This is a genomic window from Microlunatus antarcticus (assembly GCF_014193425.1).
Taxonomy (GTDB): domain Bacteria; phylum Actinomycetota; class Actinomycetes; order Propionibacteriales; family Propionibacteriaceae; genus Microlunatus; species Microlunatus antarcticus.
In genome coordinates this window covers 1,748,992-1,767,537 of record NZ_JACHZG010000001.1, presented here as the reverse complement: position 1 = coordinate 1,767,537, position 18,546 = coordinate 1,748,992, and the positions used below count along the sequence as shown (strand labels likewise).

The 18,546-nt window shown below is 71.1% G+C and carries 13 protein-coding genes; 2 read left to right on the top strand and 11 right to left on the bottom strand.

Annotation, left to right across the window (positions count from 1 at the left end; translation table 11 throughout):
* Nucleotides 1-106: 106 nt before the first annotated feature.
* The 3 genes from acnA to FHX39_RS08115 all read right to left on the bottom strand — a co-directional run bounded on the left by acnA (nucleotide 107) and on the right by FHX39_RS08115 (nucleotide 6,365).
* Complete coding sequence (gene acnA / locus FHX39_RS08125) at nucleotides 107-2,947, bottom strand: aconitate hydratase (protein ID WP_183337590.1); 2,841 nt, start codon at nucleotides 2,945-2,947, stop codon at nucleotides 107-109.
* Between the two features lie 152 nt (nucleotides 2,948-3,099).
* The gene (locus FHX39_RS08120; RefSeq protein ID WP_183337589.1) at nucleotides 3,100-4,359 is read right to left on the bottom strand and encodes a class I SAM-dependent RNA methyltransferase; all 1,260 of its coding nucleotides are present in this window, start codon (nucleotides 4,357-4,359) and stop codon (nucleotides 3,100-3,102) included.
* Entirely contained in the window at nucleotides 4,356-6,365 is a 2,010-nt protein-coding gene (locus tag FHX39_RS08115) for an APC family permease (protein WP_183337588.1), read from the bottom strand. Before FHX39_RS08115 ends, FHX39_RS08120 begins: the two co-directional genes overlap by 4 nt.
* 71 nt (nucleotides 6,366-6,436) lie before the next feature.
* Here FHX39_RS08115 and FHX39_RS08110 point away from each other — a divergent pair, with 71 nt between their 5' ends.
* Together FHX39_RS08110 and FHX39_RS08105 are read left to right on the top strand one after the other, a co-directional pair.
* Nucleotides 6,437-7,084, top strand: coding sequence for a potassium channel family protein (locus FHX39_RS08110; protein WP_232530992.1), 648 nt, complete (start codon nucleotides 6,437-6,439; stop codon nucleotides 7,082-7,084).
* A 2-nt stretch (nucleotides 7,085-7,086) separates the two neighbouring features.
* Complete coding sequence (locus FHX39_RS08105) at nucleotides 7,087-7,803, top strand: potassium channel family protein (protein WP_183337586.1); 717 nt, start codon at nucleotides 7,087-7,089, stop codon at nucleotides 7,801-7,803.
* 984 nt (nucleotides 7,804-8,787) lie between these two features.
* Here the strand turns inward: FHX39_RS08105 and FHX39_RS08100 are convergent.
* From FHX39_RS08100 to FHX39_RS08065, 8 genes are all read right to left on the bottom strand, one after another.
* Nucleotides 8,788-11,670, bottom strand: a complete 2,883-nt coding sequence (locus tag FHX39_RS08100; protein WP_183337585.1) for a choice-of-anchor D domain-containing protein — start codon at nucleotides 11,668-11,670, stop codon at nucleotides 8,788-8,790.
* A 156-nt stretch (nucleotides 11,671-11,826) separates the two neighbouring features.
* Nucleotides 11,827-14,700: a choice-of-anchor D domain-containing protein gene (locus tag FHX39_RS08095; protein ID WP_183337584.1), complete on the bottom strand. Its 2,874-nt coding sequence runs from the start codon at nucleotides 14,698-14,700 to the stop codon at nucleotides 11,827-11,829.
* Nucleotides 14,701-14,859: 159 nt separating this feature from the next.
* The gene (locus tag FHX39_RS08090; RefSeq protein WP_332836730.1) at nucleotides 14,860-15,612 is read right to left on the bottom strand and encodes a DUF3159 domain-containing protein; all 753 of its coding nucleotides are present in this window, start codon (nucleotides 15,610-15,612) and stop codon (nucleotides 14,860-14,862) included.
* The gene (locus FHX39_RS08085) at nucleotides 15,609-15,989 is read right to left on the bottom strand and encodes an OB-fold nucleic acid binding domain-containing protein (RefSeq protein WP_183337583.1); all 381 of its coding nucleotides are present in this window, start codon (nucleotides 15,987-15,989) and stop codon (nucleotides 15,609-15,611) included. Before FHX39_RS08085 ends, FHX39_RS08090 begins: the two co-directional genes overlap by 4 nt.
* An 87-nt stretch (nucleotides 15,990-16,076) precedes the next feature.
* A complete protein-coding gene (locus FHX39_RS08080; RefSeq protein ID WP_183337582.1) occupies nucleotides 16,077-16,898 on the bottom strand; it encodes a DUF3710 domain-containing protein in 822 nt (273 codons plus the stop codon).
* A gap of 117 nt (nucleotides 16,899-17,015) precedes the next feature.
* Nucleotides 17,016-17,459: a dUTP diphosphatase gene (gene dut, locus FHX39_RS08075; RefSeq protein ID WP_456299348.1), complete on the bottom strand. Its 444-nt coding sequence runs from the start codon at nucleotides 17,457-17,459 to the stop codon at nucleotides 17,016-17,018.
* Between the two features lie 4 nt (nucleotides 17,460-17,463).
* Entirely contained in the window at nucleotides 17,464-17,937 is a 474-nt protein-coding gene (locus FHX39_RS08070; RefSeq protein WP_183337581.1) for a DUF3093 domain-containing protein, read from the bottom strand.
* 120 nt (nucleotides 17,938-18,057) lie between these two features.
* The gene (locus tag FHX39_RS08065) at nucleotides 18,058-18,360 is read right to left on the bottom strand and encodes a DUF4193 domain-containing protein (protein WP_091073652.1); all 303 of its coding nucleotides are present in this window, start codon (nucleotides 18,358-18,360) and stop codon (nucleotides 18,058-18,060) included.
* Nucleotides 18,361-18,546 lie beyond the last annotated feature (186 nt).

The window sequence follows — 18,546 nt, the reverse complement described above, 5'->3', positions numbered from 1 at the left end:
TCGAAGGGCCTCAGAGAGGTTGGCTCTCTCGTCAGAGGCCAACCCGTTCCGGGCCCTTCGACAAGCTCAGGGAGCGTTTCCCTTCGACAGGCTCTTGCTGCGACGCCTACTTCAGCAGCGAGCGCAGCACGTACGGCATGATCCCGCCGTTGCGGTAGTAGTCCGCCTCGCCCGGGGTGTCGATCCGGACGACCGCGTCGAACTCCACGTCCCCGGCCGTGACGTGCACCGTCTTGGGGGTGGTGCCGTCGTTGAGCGCGGTCACGCCGGTGAAGGAGAACGTCTCCTCCCCGGTCAGACCGAGCGACGCCGCGCTCTGCCCCTCCGGGAACTGCAGCGGGAGGACGCCCATGCCGATCAGGTTGGAGCGGTGGATGCGCTCGTACGACTGAGCGATCACCGCCTTGACCCCGAGGAGCGCCGTGCCCTTGGCCGCCCAGTCGCGCGAGCTGCCCGAGCCGTACTCGACGCCGGCCAGGACGACCAGCGGCGTGCCCTGCTCGAGGTAGTGCTCCGACGCGGCGTACACCGTGGTCACGGGCGCGTCGGCCTGCGTGAAGTCACGCGTCACGCCGCCCTCGGTGCCCGGCGCGAGCTGGTTGCGCAGCCGGATGTTCGCGAACGTGCCCCGGATCATGACCTCGTGGTTGCCGCGGCGCGACCCGTACGAGTTGAAGTCGCGACGCTCGACGCCGTGGGCGGTGAGGTAGTCCCCCGCCGGGCTGTCGCCCTTGATCGACCCGGCCGGCGAGATGTGGTCGGTCGTGATCGAGTCGCCGAGCATCAGGAGGACGCGGGCGCCCTCGATGTCGGTCACGGGCTGCGGCTCCGCGGGCATGCCGTCGAAGTACGGGGGCTTGCGCACGTAGGTCGAGTCGGCGTCCCACTCGAACACCGCGCCCTCCGGCGTCGGCAGCGACTGCCACTGGGCGTCGCCGGCGAACACGTCGGCGTACGACTCGGCGAACATCTCCGCCCCGATCGAGGCGCTGACGACCTCGTCGATCTCGGCCTCGGTCGGCCAGATGTCGCGCAGGTAGACCGGCTGGCCCTGCTCGTCGAAGCCCAGCGGGTCGTTCACCAGGTCCGTGTCCATCGTCCCGGCGAGCGCGTACGCGACCACCAGCGGAGGCGAGGCCAGGTAGTTCATCTTGACGTCGGGGTTGATCCGGCCCTCGAAGTTCCGGTTGCCCGAGAGGACGGACACGACGGCGAGGTCAGAGGCCTGGACCGCTGCGCTCACCTCCGGGATCAGCGGGCCCGAGTTGCCGATGCAGGTGGTGCAGCCGTAGCCGACGAGGTTGAAGCCCAGCTTGTCGAGGTAGGGCGTCAGGCCGGAGCGCTCGTAGTAGTCGGTGACGACCTTCGAGCCCGGTGCCAGCGTCGTCTTGACCCAGGGCTTGCGGGACAGACCCCGCTCGACGGCCTTCTTGGCCACCAGGGCGGCGCCGATCATCACGCTCGGGTTGGACGTGTTGGTGCACGAGGTGATGGACGCGATCGTCACGGCCCCGTGGTCGAGCTCGAACGTCTGCCCGTCGAGCGTGACCTTCGTCTTGCGGCTGGGCCGGCCGATGTCGGCCGCGACGCCCTCGCCGAACTCGTGCGGCTCGCTCTCCCCGCTCTCGCTCGAGCTCACCGGGTCGGAGGCCGGGAAGGTCTCCGCGACCGACTCGTCGTAGCCGTTCAGCTTGCCCGCGTCGACGTTCGGCGCGGCCTGGTCGGCGGTGGCCGACGGCGCGGGGACGGGCTCGTCGTCCACGTACGCGGCGAGCGCCTCGCGGAAGCCCTGCTTGGCCTGGGTCAGGATCACGCGGTCCTGCGGGCGCTTCGGGCCGGCGATGCTCGGCACGATCGTGCCGAGGTCGAGCTCGAGGTACTCGGAGAAGCGCGGCTCGTGGTCGTCGTCGTGCCAGAGACCCTGCTCCTTCGCGTATGCCTCGACGAGCGCGATCTGGTGCTCGTCGCGGCCGGTGAGGCGCAGGTAGTCGGTCGTCTTGGAGTCGATCGGGAACACGGCGATGGTCGAGCCGTACTCCGGGCTCATGTTGCCGATCGTGGCGCGGTTGGCCAGCGGGACGGCGGAGACGCCGGGCCCGTAGAACTCGACGAACTTGCCCACCACCTTGTGCTGGCGCAGCATCTCGGTGATGGTCAGCACCAGGTCGGTCGCGGTGGCGCCCTCCGGCAGGCTGCCGCTGAGCTTGAAGCCGACGACGCGCGGGATGAGCATCGACACGGGCTGGCCGAGCATGGCCGCCTCGGCCTCGATGCCGCCGACGCCCCAGCCCACGACGCCCAGGCCGTTGACCATGGTCGTGTGCGAGTCGGTGCCGACGCAGGTGTCGGGGTAGGCCTGCAGCACGCCGTTCTTGGGGCGGGTGAAGATCACGCGGGCGAGGTGCTCGATGTTGACCTGGTGGACGATGCCGGTGCCGGGCGGGACGACCTTGAAGTCGTCGAACGCGGTCTGGCCCCAGCGCAGGAACTGGTAGCGCTCGCGGTTGCGGCCGTACTCGATCTCGACGTTGCGGCTGAACGCGTCGGCCGTGCCGAAGACGTCGGCGATCACCGAGTGGTCGATGACCAGCTCGGCCGGCGCGAGCGGGTTGATCTTGGTCGCGTCGCCACCGAGCTCGGCCATGGCCTCGCGCATGGTGGCCAGGTCGACCACGCAGGGCACGCCGGTGAAGTCCTGCATGATCACCCGGGCCGGGGTGAACTGGATCTCGTCCGCCGGCTGCCCGTCGGCGTCCCAGCCGGCCAGCGTCCGGATGTGGTCGGCGGTGATGTTCGCGCCGTCCTCGGTCCGGAGCAGGTTCTCCAGCAGGATCTTCAGGCTGTACGGGAGGGTCTCGGCGCCCTCGACCGCGTCCAGCCGGAAGATCTCGTACGACTGCTCACCCACCTGCAGCGTCGCCTTCGCGCCGAAGCTGTCCACACTCATCAGGCCTCCTTGCCAACCAAAAGTATCTTGACGTCAAGATATCACGCGTGGCGTGACGCCCGCGGAGGTCAAGCGTCCCTCAACGACGTTCCGGAGGGCCGGTAAGGGTTGCCTGACCGGGTGCCCGGCGGACAACGGGAAAGATCCGACCGCTACTGAGCGGCCGGAACTTCCCCGTTCTCGGCGTCGGGCTCCAGGACCACCACGCACTCGACGTGCTGGGTCATCGGGAACAGGTCGAAGCCGCGGATGCTCGTGGGGGCGTAGCCGTGCTGCGCCGCGCCGGCGAGGTCGCGGGCCAGGGCGGCCGGGTCGCAGGCGACGTACGCGATCGCGCGCGGCCGACGCCGGACGATCTCCCGCACGACCTTCGCACCCGCCCCGGACCGCGGCGGGTCCAGCACGACGAGGTCGACGTCCTCCGGCAGCCGCGGCAGCGCGCGCTCGACGTCGTCGGCGGTGAAGCGGGCGCGGGGACCGAGGTCGGCGAGGTTCCGGCGGGCGGCGGCCACCGCGGCCCGGCCCGACTCGAGCCCCCAGACCTGGCAGCCGGCGTCCGCCAGCGCGCCGGCAAAGAGTCCGACCCCGCAGTAGAGGTCGAACGCGCGCTCCCCCGCTGCGGGGGCGAGCCCGGCGAGCACGGCGTCGACGAGGACCGATGCCGCGGCCGGGTGCACCTGCCAGAAGCCGCCGGGCGGGACCGCGTACGCCCGCTCGTGCACGGTCTCGGTGAGCCCCCCGTCCGGGTCGGCGTCGCCGGTCGTCGCGACGACCCGCCGGTCGACGACCAGCGCGGAACCGGTCGGCGTCCCGCCCGCGACGACCTCGGCGCCGGGCCTCCAGCTCTGTCCGGTGACCGTCGGCGTCCGCGGCGAGGCGATCGGGCAGCCGCCCTCGGGGATCGCGACGAGGTCGTTGGAACGGTGCACCCGCAGCGCGGCCCGTCCGTCGTCGTCCGCGTGGTAGCGCATCCGGGTGCGCCAGCCGAGCCCGTCGTCGGTGGTCGAGCCCGGCACCGGCACGGCCTCGACCTCGCCCGTCCAGGTCAGGCCGGCGAGGCGCTGCAGCTGCTCGGCGACCACGGCGGTCTTGAGCCGGCGCTGCTCGACCCGGCTCGCGTGCTGCCAGTCGCACCCGCCGCACAGCCCCGGCCCGGCGACCCGGCAGGGCGGGGCGACGCGCTCGGGCGAGGCGTCTAGCACCTCGGTGGCGTCGGCGCGCCAGAAGCGGGCGTGGCTCGTGTCGGTCAGCGTCAGCAGGACCCGTTCGCCGGGTAGCGCGTGCCGGACGAAGACCACCCGCCCGGGACCGCCGTCGCCGACGTCGAGCCGGGCGACGCAGTGGCCGCCGTGCGCGACCGGGCCGACCTCGACCGGACCCACGACCTGCCCGGCTGCTCGCACGGAGCTCACTGGAGGTAGCTGCGCCGCTGCGCCTCCGCCTCGGTCTCGCGGTGGATCCGCTTGCGGGCGAGGTCGGAGGACCGCAGCAGGAACGGCACCGACGTGACCATCACACCCGGGGTGAAGAGCAGCCGGGTCTTCAGCCGGAACGCGCTCTGGTTGTGCAGGATCTGCTCCCACCAGTGCCCCACGACGTACTCGGGGATGTAGACGGTGACGATGTCGCGCGGGTTCTCGGTGCGCAGGCTCTTCACGTAGCGCAGGATCGGCGTCGTCACCTCCCGGTACGGCGACGCGATCACCTTGAGCGGCACGGTGATCCCGGCCTCGTCCCACTGCTCCACGAGGCGCTGCGTCTCCTCCTCGTCGACCGAGACCGTGACCGCCTCCAGCGAGCTCGGCCGCGACGCCTTGGCGAACGCGATCGCCCGCATGGTCGGCTTGTGCAGCTTGCTGACCAGGACGACGCCCCGGACCCGCGCCGGGAGCATCCGGTCCTCGCCCGGCACGAGCGCTGTCTCCTCGGCCACGTGTTCGTAGTGGCGGCGGATGCCCTTCATCAGCAGGAAGATCACGGCCATCGCGATGATGGCGATGTAGGCCCCCTGGGTGAACTTGCTCAGCAGCACGATCACCAGGACCGTGCCGGTCATCGTCAGGCCCACGCCGTTGATCACGCGGGACCGCTTCATGCGCGCGCGGGCGGCCGGGTCCCGCTCCGTCTTCAGGTGCCGGGTCCAGTGGCGCAGCATCCCGGTCTGGCTCACGGTGAAGGAGACGAACACCCCGACCACGTACAGCTGGATCAGGGCGGTGACGTCAGCCTTGAAGGCCACGATCAGCACGATCGCCAGGGCCGAGAGGACGACGATGCCGTTGCTGTACGCCAGCCGGTCGCCGCGCGTGTGCAGCTGGCGCGGCAGGTAGCCGTCCTTGGCCAGGATGGAGCCGAGCACCGGGAAGCCGTTGAAGGCGGTGTTCGCGGCCAGGAACAGGATGATGAACGTCGCCGCGATGACGAAGTAGAAGCCGGGGCGGAAGTCGTTGAAGACCACGTCGGCCAACTGCGCGATGCCGGTCTTCTCGATGACGTCGACGCGCTGGCCGTTCAGCAGGTAGTGCGAGCGGCCCTCGTCGATGAGCCGCAGGCCGGTGAGGTTGGCCAGCACGATCACGCCGATGACCATCGTCACCGCGACGGTGCCGAGCAGCAGGAGCGTGGTCGCCGCGTTCTTGCTCTTCGGCTTCTGGAACGCGGGCACGCCGTTCGAGATGGCCTCGACGCCGGTCAGCGCCGCGCAGCCGGACGAGAAGGTCCGGGCCAGCAGCGCGACCATGAGGAAGCCGGAGAACTGGGCGTAGCGCGGCTCCGCCTCGATCGTGTACTGCGCGCTCTCGGCCCGCAGCGGCTCGCCGAGGACCAGGATCCGGATGAGGCCCCAGCCGATCATCACGAGCATGCCGGCCATGAAGCAGTACGTGGGGACGGCGAAGAGCCCGCCCGACTCCCTCACCCCTCGCAGGTTGAGCGCGGCCAGGACGACCACCGCGATGCTGGCCGCCAGCGCCTCGTGCCCGTCGAGGAAGTGCAGCAGCGGGACCGACTTGGCGTTCTGGACGCCGGAGGAGATCGACACCGCGACCGTGAGGACGTAGTCGACGAGCAGGGCGCTGCCGACGGTCAGGCCGGCGTTCGGCCCGAGGTTGACGGTGGCGACCTCGTAGTCGCCTCCGCCGGAGGGGTAGGCGTGCACGTTCTGGCGGTAGGAGGCGACCACGACGAGCATCACGACCGCGACGAGGATCGCGATCTTCCACGAGAAGGCGTACGCGGCGAGCCCGGCCAGCGACAGCGTGATGAGGATCTCGTCGGGGGCGTACGCGACCGAGCTGAGCGCGTCCGAGGCGAAGACCGGGAGCGCGATGCGCTTGGGGAGCAGCGTCTCGCCGAGCTGAGTGCTCGAGAGCTTGCGGCCGATGAGCAAGCGCTTGCTGAGCTCCGAGAGTCGGACCACGAGCGATGACTCTAGCCAGGAAACCCGAGAAGCACGGCTCCCCTACACTCGCCAGCGTGCACATCGTGATCATGGGCTGTGGCCGCGTGGGCTCGACCCTGGCGCGCTCGCTGGAGAAGCGGGGCCACACGGTCGCGGTGATCGACGTCGACGTGGACGCGTTCCGACGACTCGGGCCCGACTTCGGCGGCCGTACGGTCAAGGGCGTCGGCTTCGACCGCGAGGTCCTGGTCGAGGCCGGGATCGAGAGCGCGGACGGCTTCGCCGCCGTGTCCTCCGGCGACAACTCCAACATCCTGGCCGCGCGCGTCGTCCGTGAGACGTTCGCCGTCGACAACGTGGTGGCCCGCATCTACGACCCGGGACGCGCCGAGGTCTACGAGCGGCTCGGCATCCCCACGGTCGCCACCGTCCGCTGGACGGCGGACCAGGTCCTCCGCCGTCTGCTGCCCGCCGGCTCGGAGCCCCTGTGGCGCGACCCGTCGGGCTCGGTCCGCATCATCGAGGTGCACGTCGACCGTTCCTGGGTCGGCCGCACCGTCCGCGACATCGAGGACGCCACGGGCGCCCGCGTCCCCTTCCTCTTCCGGATGGGGTCGGCGCTGGTCCCCAAGGACACCACGATCTTCCAGGACGGCGACCTGGTCTACGCCGCCGTCGAGGACGCGAGCCTCGCCCGCGTCGAGGACGTCCTCGCCGCCGCCCCCCAGGAAGTGTGAGCATGCGCGTCGTCATCGCCGGAGCCGGGAACGTCGGCCGCTCCATCGCCGCCGAGCTGGTCGAGAAGGGTCACGAGATCCTGCTGATCGACCGCGACCCGCGGGCGATCAAGTCCGACACGCTCCCCCAGGCCGAGTGGCTGCTGGCCGACGCCTGCGAGCTCTCCTCGCTGGAGGAGGCCGGCATCGACACCTGCGACGTGGCCATCGCCGCGACGGGTGACGACAAGGCCAACCTCGTCATCTCGCTGCTCTGCAAGACCGAGTTCGGCGTGCCGCGGACGGTCGGCCGGGTGAACCACCCGAAGAACGAGTGGCTGTTCAACGAGGTCTGGGGCGTCGACGTCTCCGTCTCCACGCCCCGGCTGATGTCCGCGCTGGTCGAGGAGGCGGTCACGGTCGGCGACCTCGTCCGCCTCATGACCTTCCACGAGGGCGAGTCGAGCCTGGTCGAGATGACCCTGCCCACCTCGAGCCCCGTGGCCGGCACGCGCATCGGCGACCAGACCTGGCCCGGCGACGCCGTGCTCGTCGCCATCATCCGCGACGGTCGTACGCAGGCGCCCGACCCGGACGGTTCCCTCGAGGCCGGCGACGAGCTGCTGTTCGTCACCGCTCAGGTCGACGAGCGCGAGCTGGCCGACGTCCTGTCCCCCCGCGAGGGCGGGGTCGTCGACGCCTCCCTCGCCGCCCCGGCCCGGATGACCCAGGGTCTGTAGTCCTCGCGGCGACAAAGTCGCGGGCGACAAGCAAAGGCGCAGCAACGAAGAGCGGGCGATCCACGAGTCCGCTCTCTGACCGCGAGCGGTACCCCATCCCGGGTTTCGGCGACTCCGGACCGGGAAGGCGTACCGCTCGAGAGGTTGTGTCACCGCTGGCGCCAGAAGTCACGCGCCGAGCTGATGGGCGTGACCTCCGGCGCCACAAGTCGTAGGACTTCGCGAGTGTGCGCTGACGCACCTCGACCGACCGCCCCTACGTGCGGGAGCGCACACTCGCCGGTCGCCCCGCTCCGCGTTGCTGCGTCTTTTGCCTGGAGCCCCAGCCCAACGGTGGCCGGGCTCTCGACAAGCAAAGGCGCAGCAACGAGGAGCGGGCGATCCACGAGTCCGCTCTCTGACCGCGAGCGGTACCCCATCCCGGGTTTCGGTGACTCGCGACCGGGAAGGCGTACCGCTCGAGAGGTTGTGTCACCGCTGGCGCCAGAAGTCACGCGCCGAGCTGATGGGCGTGACCTCCGGCGCCACAAGTCGTAGGACTTCGCGAGTGTGCGCTGACGCACCTCGACCGACCGCCCGTACGTGCGGGAGCGCACACTCGCCGGTCGCCCCGCTCCGCGTTGCTGCGTCTTTCGCCTGGAGCCCCAGCCCAACGGTGGCCGGGCTCTCGACAAGCAAAGGGGCAGCAACGAGGAGCGGGCGATCCACGAGTCCGCTCTCTGACCGCGAGCGGTACCCCATCCCGGGTTTCGGCGACTGCGGACCGGGAAGGCGTACCGCTCGAGAGGTTGTGTGACCGCTGGCGCCAGAAGTCACGCGCCGAGCTGATGGGCGTGACCTCCGGCGCCACAAGTCGCAGGACTTCGCGAGTGTGCGCTGACGCACCTCGAGCTGACGCCCGTACGTGCGGGAGCGCGCACTCGTCGGGCACTCCGCCCCCGTTGCTGCGTCTTTTTCAGTGACCTGAGGAGGCCAGCCTCCCGATCAGCTCGGGACCGACCACTTCTGGGCGGCGCTCCAGTTGCAGGGGTAGATCTGCAGCTGGATCCGGTCGACCGGCTTGCCGCCCGGCATGTCGAGGCACATGCCCGAGGCCGTGTTCACAAGGGCGGAGGCGGAGCCGCCGCGGTACGTCCAGGCCTGGCTCGCCCGGCCGTTGCACAGCCCGATCTGGACCTTGGCGTTCTTCGTCGTCGCGCTGCCGGCGATGTCGAGGCACCGGTTGATGCCCCGGATGGTGCCGTCGCCGGGGAAGGTCCAGTTCTGGGCCCGCGAGCCGTTGCAGGTGTAGAGCTGCACGACCGTGCCCTCGGCCTGCGAGGCCGACCGGATGTCGAGGCACTTGTTGCCGAGCCCGTTGATCGTGCCGACCTTGGGCGTGACCACCCCGTAGCCGGTGAAGTCGACCGTCTGCGCACCCTGGCCGTCGTTGCCCGTGATGACGTAGCTGCCGGTGAAGGCGCCGGCCTTCGTCGGGGCGAACGTGACCGACTGCGGGATGGTGTCGCCGGGCTCGATCGGCTGGCCCTCGGACACCGGGCTCGGCACCAGGAACGGGGCCGTCGGCGGTGCCGCCTTGCTCAGCGTCAGCAGCAGGTTGCCCGTGTTGCTCAGGTCGAACGACTCGCTCACCGACTTCCCGACCTCCACGTCGCCGAAGTCGACCTGCTGCGGTGACAGGGTCAGCTTCGGCGAGCCGGTGACGCCGTTCCCGACGACGGGGATGCGGACGTTCCCGGTCGAGGACGACACCACGACCTCCGACGTCGTCGGACCGGCCGCACCCGGGGCGTACGTGACCGGGACGGACACCGAGGCGCCCGGCTGGAGCGTCGTGCCGGTGACGGGGAGGCTCGTGGAGCTGAACGTGCCGGTCGGCGCCGTGGCGCCGGTGATCGTGGTCGCCGTCGCGCCGCTGTTGGAGACGCTGACGCTGGCCGTCACGCTGCCGCGGACCGGGACGTCGCCGAAGTCGAGGCTCCCGGGGTCGGACCGCAGTCCGTCCTGGGTGCCGTAGCCCGTGAGACCGAAGGCGAAGGTGCCCGACGACGTGACGAAGGTCAGCGCTCCCGCGACCGCGCCCGAGGAGGTCGCCCGGAACGTCACGGGCACCTTGAGCGTCGCCCCCGCCGCGAGCGTCACGGGCAGGGTGACCGCACCGGTGGCGAACGGGGTGGCCGTGCTGACGCCGGTCACGGTCACCGCCTTGGTGGCCGTGACCGTGACCTGCTTGGTGACGGGCGTGCCGACGGGGACCAGGCCGAAGTCGGTCGGCGTCCCGGCGACGGCGGTGGTGGTGGGCCGGCCGAAGCCGAACACCGTGCCGGTGCGGGTGCCCACGTACACGCGGCCGCTGTCGGTCGCCGGCACGGTGAACTTCGACGCCGTCCCGATCGGCACGGAGTAGCGCAGCGTCATCGTCCCCTTGGCGGGAACGGCGTCGTACGCCTGCAGCTGCGCGTTGGCGCCGTTGGAGCCCTTGCTGTAGACGACCCAGACCAGCGCCGAGCCGGCGGTCGTGCCCGTGGAGGTGACGACGGGCGAGCCCGAGCTGAAGCCGAAGGTGGTCGCCGACGTCCCGGTGCGGGTCAGCAGCGGCTTGCCGTCGCCCGAGGCACCGAGCTTGAACGCCGAGAGCGGACCCTCGCTGGGGACGAGGTAGACGTAGCCGCCGTTGCCGCCCCAGAACGCGGGGTGGCCCCAGGTGCCCTTGTACGGGCCGCTGGTCTGCAGCACCGCGTCGGTCCCGTTCGGACCCTGGCCCATGCCGCCCAGGTTGTCCCGGTCGAGCAGGAAGACCCGCCCGTCCTTGCCCCCCTGCACGAGCAGGTGCGGGTACGAGGCCGTGCCGTAGCCGTCCGGGACGGCCATCGGGCCGCCGGAGCCGAGGTCGGTGTCGTCGGTGTCGAGGAACGTGTTGTTGACCGGGGAGAAGAAGTCGACGCCCTTGAGCGTCTTGTCCGCCTGCACCTGCAGCCGGACGACCGACTCCGAGAGGTTGTTCGGGACGGCGGAGCCCGGGCCCTTGGCCGGCGAGACACCGTTGCCGGTGGCCAGGATGATGCGCCCCGGCCCGTCGGAGACGAGGCCGCCGCCCGCGTGCCAGATCCCGGCGCCGTTCGTGCCCCCGGTCTGGGCCGCCCACATCGCGGTCTTCTTGCCGCTCGTGGCGTCGAAGCCCATGACGTAGCCCGTGAACGGGTGGACGTCGCAGTGGCTGCCGAAGCCCAGGTAGACGACGCCGTCCATGAGCAGCAGGCCGGTGCGCTGGAGCTGCGTGCGCGGGGAGAAGGTGGTGCCCGGGTCGTTGTCCGGCGAGCCGGTGATGATCGTCGGGAAGCCCGAGCGCTCGACGCCGGTCGTGATGTCGATGCCGTGCAGCTCCCAGCGCGGGTGGTCGGGGTTGGCCGTGTCGTCCACCTTGGCGGTGAAGTAGGCCGTCCCCGTCGCGGGGTCGACCACCGGGGTCGACGTGATGCCGATGTTCGGGACGAGGTCGCCGCACCCGATCGGGGCGACGGACCAGGGCGTGCCGATGTTGCGGGTCCAGCGCACGGCACCCGACACGGGGTCGAGCCCGTACGCCTTGTCGTTCTCGGTGACGGCGAGCAGCGTGTTCTTCGCCACGACGGGCTGACCGTAGACCTGTCCGTCGAGCTGGGTCGCGAACAGCTGGCCGAAGTCCTGGGCCGTCACGTCCGACGGCGTGAGCTTGGGCTGGTTGGCGTCCCAGCCGGTGCGCAGCGTGTCCACGGAGACCGTGGTGAGGTCGGCCTGCGCCGGCGAGGCGACGGCGACGAACGCCGACACCAGCCCGATCAGCAGGCTCCCGACGAGCGCGCGTGAGTAGTGAGCCTTGGCAGGCATGAGTGTTCCCCGATCCCCCGAGCTCCGGTACCCCCTACCGGACGCTGCGGGACCATGGTGCCTGAGAAACTCCTACCTCGTTGCCAGTTCAAGAAAAGCGGCGGCGCACCGGGGAGACCCCGGTGCGCCGCCGTCAGGTCGAGCGGTGCAGGCGACTCAGCCGTCCAGCGACCAGCGCTGGGCGTCGGAGCCGTTGCAGTTGTAGATCCAGAGCTGGACCTTGTTCTTCGCCTTGCCGTCCGGCACGTCGAGGCAGCGGCCCGACTTGGTGTTGACCAACGAGCTGTCGTCGCCGACCTTCCAGTCCTGCGCGGCGCTGCCGTTGCAGCCCCACAGCTGGACCTTGGCCTTGTTCTTGGTCGAACCGCCCTTGACGTCCAGGCACTTGCCGAGGGACTTCAGCGTGCTGCCGTCCTGCACCCAGGTCTGCGAGTCGGTCTGGTTGCAGGTGTACAGCTGGACCGCCGTCCCGTTCTTCGTCTTGCCCTTGCGGACGTCGACGCACTTGCCCAGGCCGGTGATGGCGTGGGTGACGGGCTTCGTGACCGCGGTGCCGTGGACCGAGATCAGGTGCGCCCCCTGGCCGTCGTTCCCCGTGATCGAGTAGGTGCCGTCGAACGCACCGGTCTTGGTCGGGGTGAACGTGACCGACTGGTGGATGACGTCACCCGGCTCGATCTGCTGCCCCTCGGACACCGGGTCCGGCACCAGGAACGGCGCCGTCGGCGGTGCCGCCTTGGTGAGCGTCAGCAGCAGGTTGCCGGTGTTGGTGATGTCGAAGTTCTTCGTCACCGACTTCCCCACCTGCACCGAGCCGAACTGCAGCGTGCCGGGCGTGATGGTCAGCTGCGCGTTGCCCTTGATCGAGGTGCCCGTGATCGGGACGGTGACGTCGCCGGTCGAGGACTTGACCACCAGCGTGGTGCTGAACTTGCCCGCCGCCGTCGGCTCGAAGGAGATCGGCACCGACACGGAGTTGCCCGCGCCCAGCTTGGTGCCCGCGTCGGGCAGCGAGTCCGTGCTGAACGGGCCCTTCGGCCCGGTCGCGGCGTTGATCGTCGTGGTGGTGGACCCGCTGTTGGTGATGCTGGCGTCGAGCGTCACCTTGCCGCCGACCGGCACCTCGCCGAAGTCCAGCGTCGAGGGGTCGGACAGCAGCCCGTCCTCGGTTCCGGCACCGTGCAGGTCGAAGGCGAACGTTCCCGTCGTGGTCACGAACGAGATGGCGCCCGACTCCGACACGGGGCTCGTGGGCTTGTACGTCACGGGCACGGTGAGCGTGGCGCCGGCCTTCAGGGTCACGGGCAGCTTGACCTTGGCCGCGGTGAACGGGGCGTCGGTCCTGATCTTGGTGAGCTTGACCGTGCGCTTGGCCGTGACGGTGACCTGCTTGGTCACGGTCTTCTTGACCGCGACCATGCCGAAGTCGGTCGGCGTGCTGGCCAGGGCGATGGTGGTCGGCCGCCCGAACCCGTAGACCGACCCGGACCGGTTCGCGACGTACACGCGGCCGTTGTTGGTGGCGGGCACGGAGAACTTGGTGGCCGTCCCGATCGGCGCCGAGTAGCGCAACGTCATCTTGCCCTTGTTCGGCACGGCGTCGTAGGCCCGCAGCTGACCGCCGTCGCCGGCCGGGCCCTTGCTGTAGACGACCCAGACCAGCGCCGAGCCCGAGTTCTTGCCGTTCGAGGTGACCATCGGCGACCCGGAGGTGTAGCCGAAGTTCGAGGAGGTCGTCCCGGTCCGGCTGAGGGCCGGCTTGCCCGAGCCCGAGACGCCGATCTTGAAGGCCGAGAGCGGGCCGCGGTTGGTCGTCATGTAGACGTAGCCGCCGTCGCCCCCCCAGAACGCCGGGTAGCCCCAGACGCCCTTGTACGGGCCGCCGGTCTGCAGCACGTCGTCCTTCTTGCCGGCCTTCTGGCCGCTGCCGCCCAGGTCGTCGCGGTCGAGCAGGAACACGCGCCCGTCCTTGCCGACCTCGACGAGCAGGTGGGGGTGGTCCTTGGTGCCGTAGCCGTCCGGGATGGCCATCGGCCCGCCCGAGCCCAGGTCGGTGTCGTCGGTGTCGAGGTTGCTGTTGTTCACCGGCGAGAAGAAGTCGGTGGCCTTGAGCGTGCCGTTCGCCTGCACCTCCACGCGCACGACCGACTCCGCCAGCTGACCCGGCGGCTTGTTCCCGGCACGCGGCGACGGCGAGACGCCGTTGCCGGTGGCGAAGATGATCTGGCCCTTGCCGTCGGAGACGAGGCCGCCGCCCGACTGCCAGATGCCGGCGCCCGCCTTCGAGCTCCCGGTCTCGGTCGCGAACATCGCCGTCTGCTTGCCGGTCGTGGCGTTCACGCCGATGACGTAGCCGACGTACGGCCCGTGGTCGCAGTGGCTCGCGAAGCCCGCGTACACCACCCCGTCCAGGAGCAGCAGCCCGGGCCGCTGCATGGCGGTCTTGGGGTTGAAGTCGATGTCGTCGTCGTTGTCCGCGGAGCCCTTGATCGTGGTCGGGAAGCCCGCCCGCTCCTTGCCGCTGGTGACGTCGATCGCGTGCATGTACCAGTGCGGGTTGTCGCCGTTCTTGCCGTCGTCGACCTTCGCGGTGAAGTACGCCGTGCCCGTGTCCTGGTCGACCACCGGGGTGGCGGTGATGCCGATGTCCGGGACCAGGTCGCCGCAGCCGATGTTCGAGGCTGCCCACTCGGGCCCGACGTCACGGGTCCATTTGATGGCCCCTGTGACCGGGTCGAGGCCGTACGCCTTGTCCTGCTCCGTGACCGCGAGCAGGACGCCCTTGGCCAGGATCGGCTGGGCGTAGATCTGCCCGTCGAGCTTGGTCGCGAAGAGCTGGCCGAAGTCGGGAGCCGAGGCGTCGGACGGGGCCAGGCCGGACTCGTTCTGGTCCCAGCCCGTCCTGAAGTTGTTGACCGACACGGTCGTGACGTCGGCACCGGCCGTGCTCGCCGGGACCAGGCTGGCAGAGACCAGTCCGGCGATCGCCAGCGCGGCGACGGTGCGGAGGGGGCGGGGGAAAGGAATCAAGGCAAAGCTCCGTTCACGGCCGGGCCTGGTGGCCAGCGGCGCGCATTCATGCTGCCTCACGGCTGAGCCAGATCTGAGAAGATCGCGCGGACCAGACCGTGACCTTCGCCACTTCTGTCACATCTGTCACGCAGAAGCGGAACTCTTCCGGACGAGCGCCTAGGCGGTCGATCCCCGGGACAGCCCGGGGCCCTCCTCGACCGACGGGACGGCCGGCGAGCCCGCGCCCTCGATGGGCGTGCGGCCCCGGGAGAGCAGCAGACCGATGACGAACAGGGCCGCGAGCAGGAGCGGCCAGCCCAGCGCGACCTTGGCCACGGCCAGCCAGACGACCTTCCCGGAGAGGAAGAGCGGGAGCTGGACGACGAAGCGGAGCACGTACGGCACGGCGAGCACCAGCGTGAGGCGCGAGCTCATCCGCACGAGCGCGCGGTCCTTGATCCACCCGGTCGGGTCCTCGAGCGCGGCCCCCACGACGAAGCCGATGAGCGGCCGGCGGATCGCGACGGTGAGCAGCGAGACGACGGCCAGCGCGCCGTTGTAGAGGATGCCGGGCAGGAACACGTCCTCGGCCCGACCGGTCCGGGTGGCGATGATCGCGGCGATCGCGGTCGGCACGACGGCCTGGGCGACGAACTTCAGCGAGGACCGCTGCACGAGCCGGACGACGGCCAGCACCAGCGCGGTGCCGAGGGCGACGCCGAGCGACAGGTAGAGGTTCCGCGAGCTGACCCAGGCGACGGTGAAGCCGACGAACGGCAGCGCCGCCTCGACCATCCCCCGCACGCCCCCGAGGGTCCGGCTGAGCTCGTGCCGGACCAGCTCCTCGACGTAGCGGAACTGCGGTCGCTCCGCCGCGGCGGGCGTCACGTCGGCGGCGTCGGCCGCCGCGGCCCGAGGGGCCTCGGTCACGAAGCGGTCGGCGTCGGGAGCAGCTCGTACCGCGGGTTGTAGACCAGCCGGCGACCCTCGTGGCAGCTGATCCGACCCTGGATCTTGAGCGTGCGGCCCGCGTCGATGCCCGGGATCTGCCGCCGGCCGAGCCAGACCAGGGTCACGCCGCCCGAGCCGTCGCGCAGCTCGACCTCGAGCGCCGGGTGACCGGCGCGGGGGCTCAGCGTGATCGCGGAGACCGTCCCGGTGAGGCACACCTGCTCGCGGTCCTGGCAGGTGCCGATGGGGACGGCGCCCTCCTGACGGACGTTGCGCTGCAGGTCCTCGGACTCGAGCTCGGCGTTGGACGTCGCCAGACGTCGCAGCGCCCGCTGCAGCACGTTCTCCTTACCCATGAAGCATCCTCCGCACGGGGTCGTCGATCGCTCCAGCATCCCACCGTCCGCCAACCCGTGGTGCCGGCAGCCGAAGTCGGGCGGGCATCACTCGGCGGGCTGCAGGTCCGCGGGCATGGACATCGGCAGCAGGTCGCCGGGCGCCATGGCCTCGTCGCCCCGGCGGACGACGACCTCGCGGAACGCGGCCAGCACGGCAGCCACGGCCGGGTCGTCCTCGTCGCTCTCGATGGCGGCCTGGCCGTAGACGATGCCGCGCAGGAGCCAGCGCGGCCCCTCGGCCACCCACATGCGCGAGGGCTGGTAGCCCTGCTCGCCGTCGGGCGTGGTCACGGGGAGCAGCCGGCGCAGCTCGACGCCGAACGGTCCGGCGGCCAGCTCGGCCGACCCGCCCACCTCGGCCGCGGCCTCGGAGATCTCGTCGCGCAGCTCGGCCCACAGGCCTCCGCTGCGGGGAGCGGCGTACGCGCTCAGCTCCAGCGCGGAGCTGCCGACGACCTCGGGCTGCGCGCCGTTCGTCGCGGGCGCCGTCACCGGCAGCACGAGCATCGCCGAGACGATGTCCTGGGTCTCGTTGACCTGCAGCCGCAGCTCCGAGCCGGGCACCGGGGTCACGATGATGCTGCCGAGGTCGATGCGCGGCTGGTCGTCGCTGAGGTCGTCGTCCGTGCCGGCCAGCTCGGCGACCTCGAAGGGGCCGTCGGTCCGCCACTCGGTCGCGTCCAGCGCCTCCGTGTCGAGGCCGTCCGCGACCGACGTCTCCGTCGCGTCGTCGTCGCTGGGCTCGGGGGCGTCGCCGTCGACCGCGTCCTCGCGCTCGACCTCGTCCTCGGTGGTCTCCGCCTCGACGGACTCCACCTCGGTCTCGTCCTCGCCCGACCGGGCCTTCTTCTTGCGCCCGAAGATCACGCGACCACTCCTCGTCCCACGGCGTACGGCTGGGTGGTCCGGCGGACCGCCTCGTTGTCGCCGACGACCTTAGCCTGGATCCGCCCGCGTCCCGCCGCCCGCGCGAGCCCGGTCGGCTCAGCCCCCGGTGGAGCCGTGGCCGCCGGTGCCCCGGGCGGATCCGGGCAGCACGTCCGTCACCACGAACCGCGCGTGCGAGACCCGCTGGACCACGAGCTGGGCGATGCGGTCGCCGCGCGCGATGGAGACCGGCACCCGGGCGTCGGTGTTGAGCAGGTTGACGCAGACCTCGCCGCGGTAGCCGGCGTCGACCGTGCCGGGCGCGTTGACGACCGTCAGGCCGTGCCGGTGGGCGAGGCCCGAGCGGGGGTGGACGAAGCCCGCGTGGCCTTCGGGCAGCGCGAGCGCGACGCCCGTCCGGACCAGACGCCGCTCCCCCGGGCCGAGCACGAGGTCCTCGGCGCTGTGCAGGTCGGCCCCGGCGTCGTCGGGGTGCGCGTACGCGGGGACGGGCAGGTCCGGGTCGAGCCGCACCAGCGCGACCTCGACCTCGACCCCGATGTCGTCAGCCACGGCGCGAGCCCTGCGGCTTCGCGTCGGGATCGGGCACCCAGCCCAGCGCCGCGGCGAGCGCACCGGGCCGACGGGTGGCCACGAGCCAGTACGGGACGGGGTCGGCCGGGTCGTCGAGGGCGATCTCCACCGTGGTCGACACCCAGGGGCGCAGCACGAGGTGGGCGCGGGCGTCGGCGCCGGTCTCGGTCCGGGTACGGGTGGCGGCGACGTCCAGCGGGACGACCGCGCCGACCCAGTCGCGCCCGATCACGGCCCGGCCGACGCGGAGCTCGGTCTCGTCGACCTCGATGACGTACGAGGCGGCCAGGAAGCCCAGCCCGACGAACACGAACGCGGGCAGGCCGACGGCCAGGGCGAACCCGCGGCCGAGGTAGAAGCCGAAGGCGACGGCGAGCGTCGCCGCGAACAGCACGGCCAGCACCCACCAGCTCGGCGGGACCCGGACCCGCTCGCGGAAACGCACCGCTTCACCGTACCGGCCCGAAAACACGCGTCACCGCCCTCCGCGAGGGAGGACGGTGACGTGACGTGCGGGGCAGCCCGGCGTTGCCCAGGGGGCGCGACCGGGCGCGAGCAGGAAGAACTATCCGGCGCAGTCGAAGCAGTAGGCGTCGCCGTTCTTGCGCTCCTCGGCGATCTGGCTGCGGTGCCGGACCAGGAAGCACCCGGCACACGTGAACTCGTCGGACTGGCGCGGGAGGACCCGCACCGTCAGCTCCTCGTGGGACAGGTCGGCACCGGGCAGCTCGAAGGCCTCGGCCGCCTCTGTCTCGTCCTCGTCGACCTTGCCGGAGTTCTTGTCGTTCCGGCGGGTCTTCAGCTCCTCGATGCTGTCTTCGTTGAGCTCTTCCTCGGTCTTGCGCGGGGCGTCGTAGTCGGTCGCCATCAGGTCCTCTTGTCACCTTTCACAGGCATCACGTGCCCAGCTGCTGCAGCGCTGCGGCGGATGGGCAGCGCATGTGTACCACATGCGGCGCACCCGGCGGGCTGTCTTCACGACGCTGGCCCGGCCGTTGCTGCCGCGGACCCTCCAACGGATACCGGGGCAGAAAATTCCCGGAGGAGGGGGATG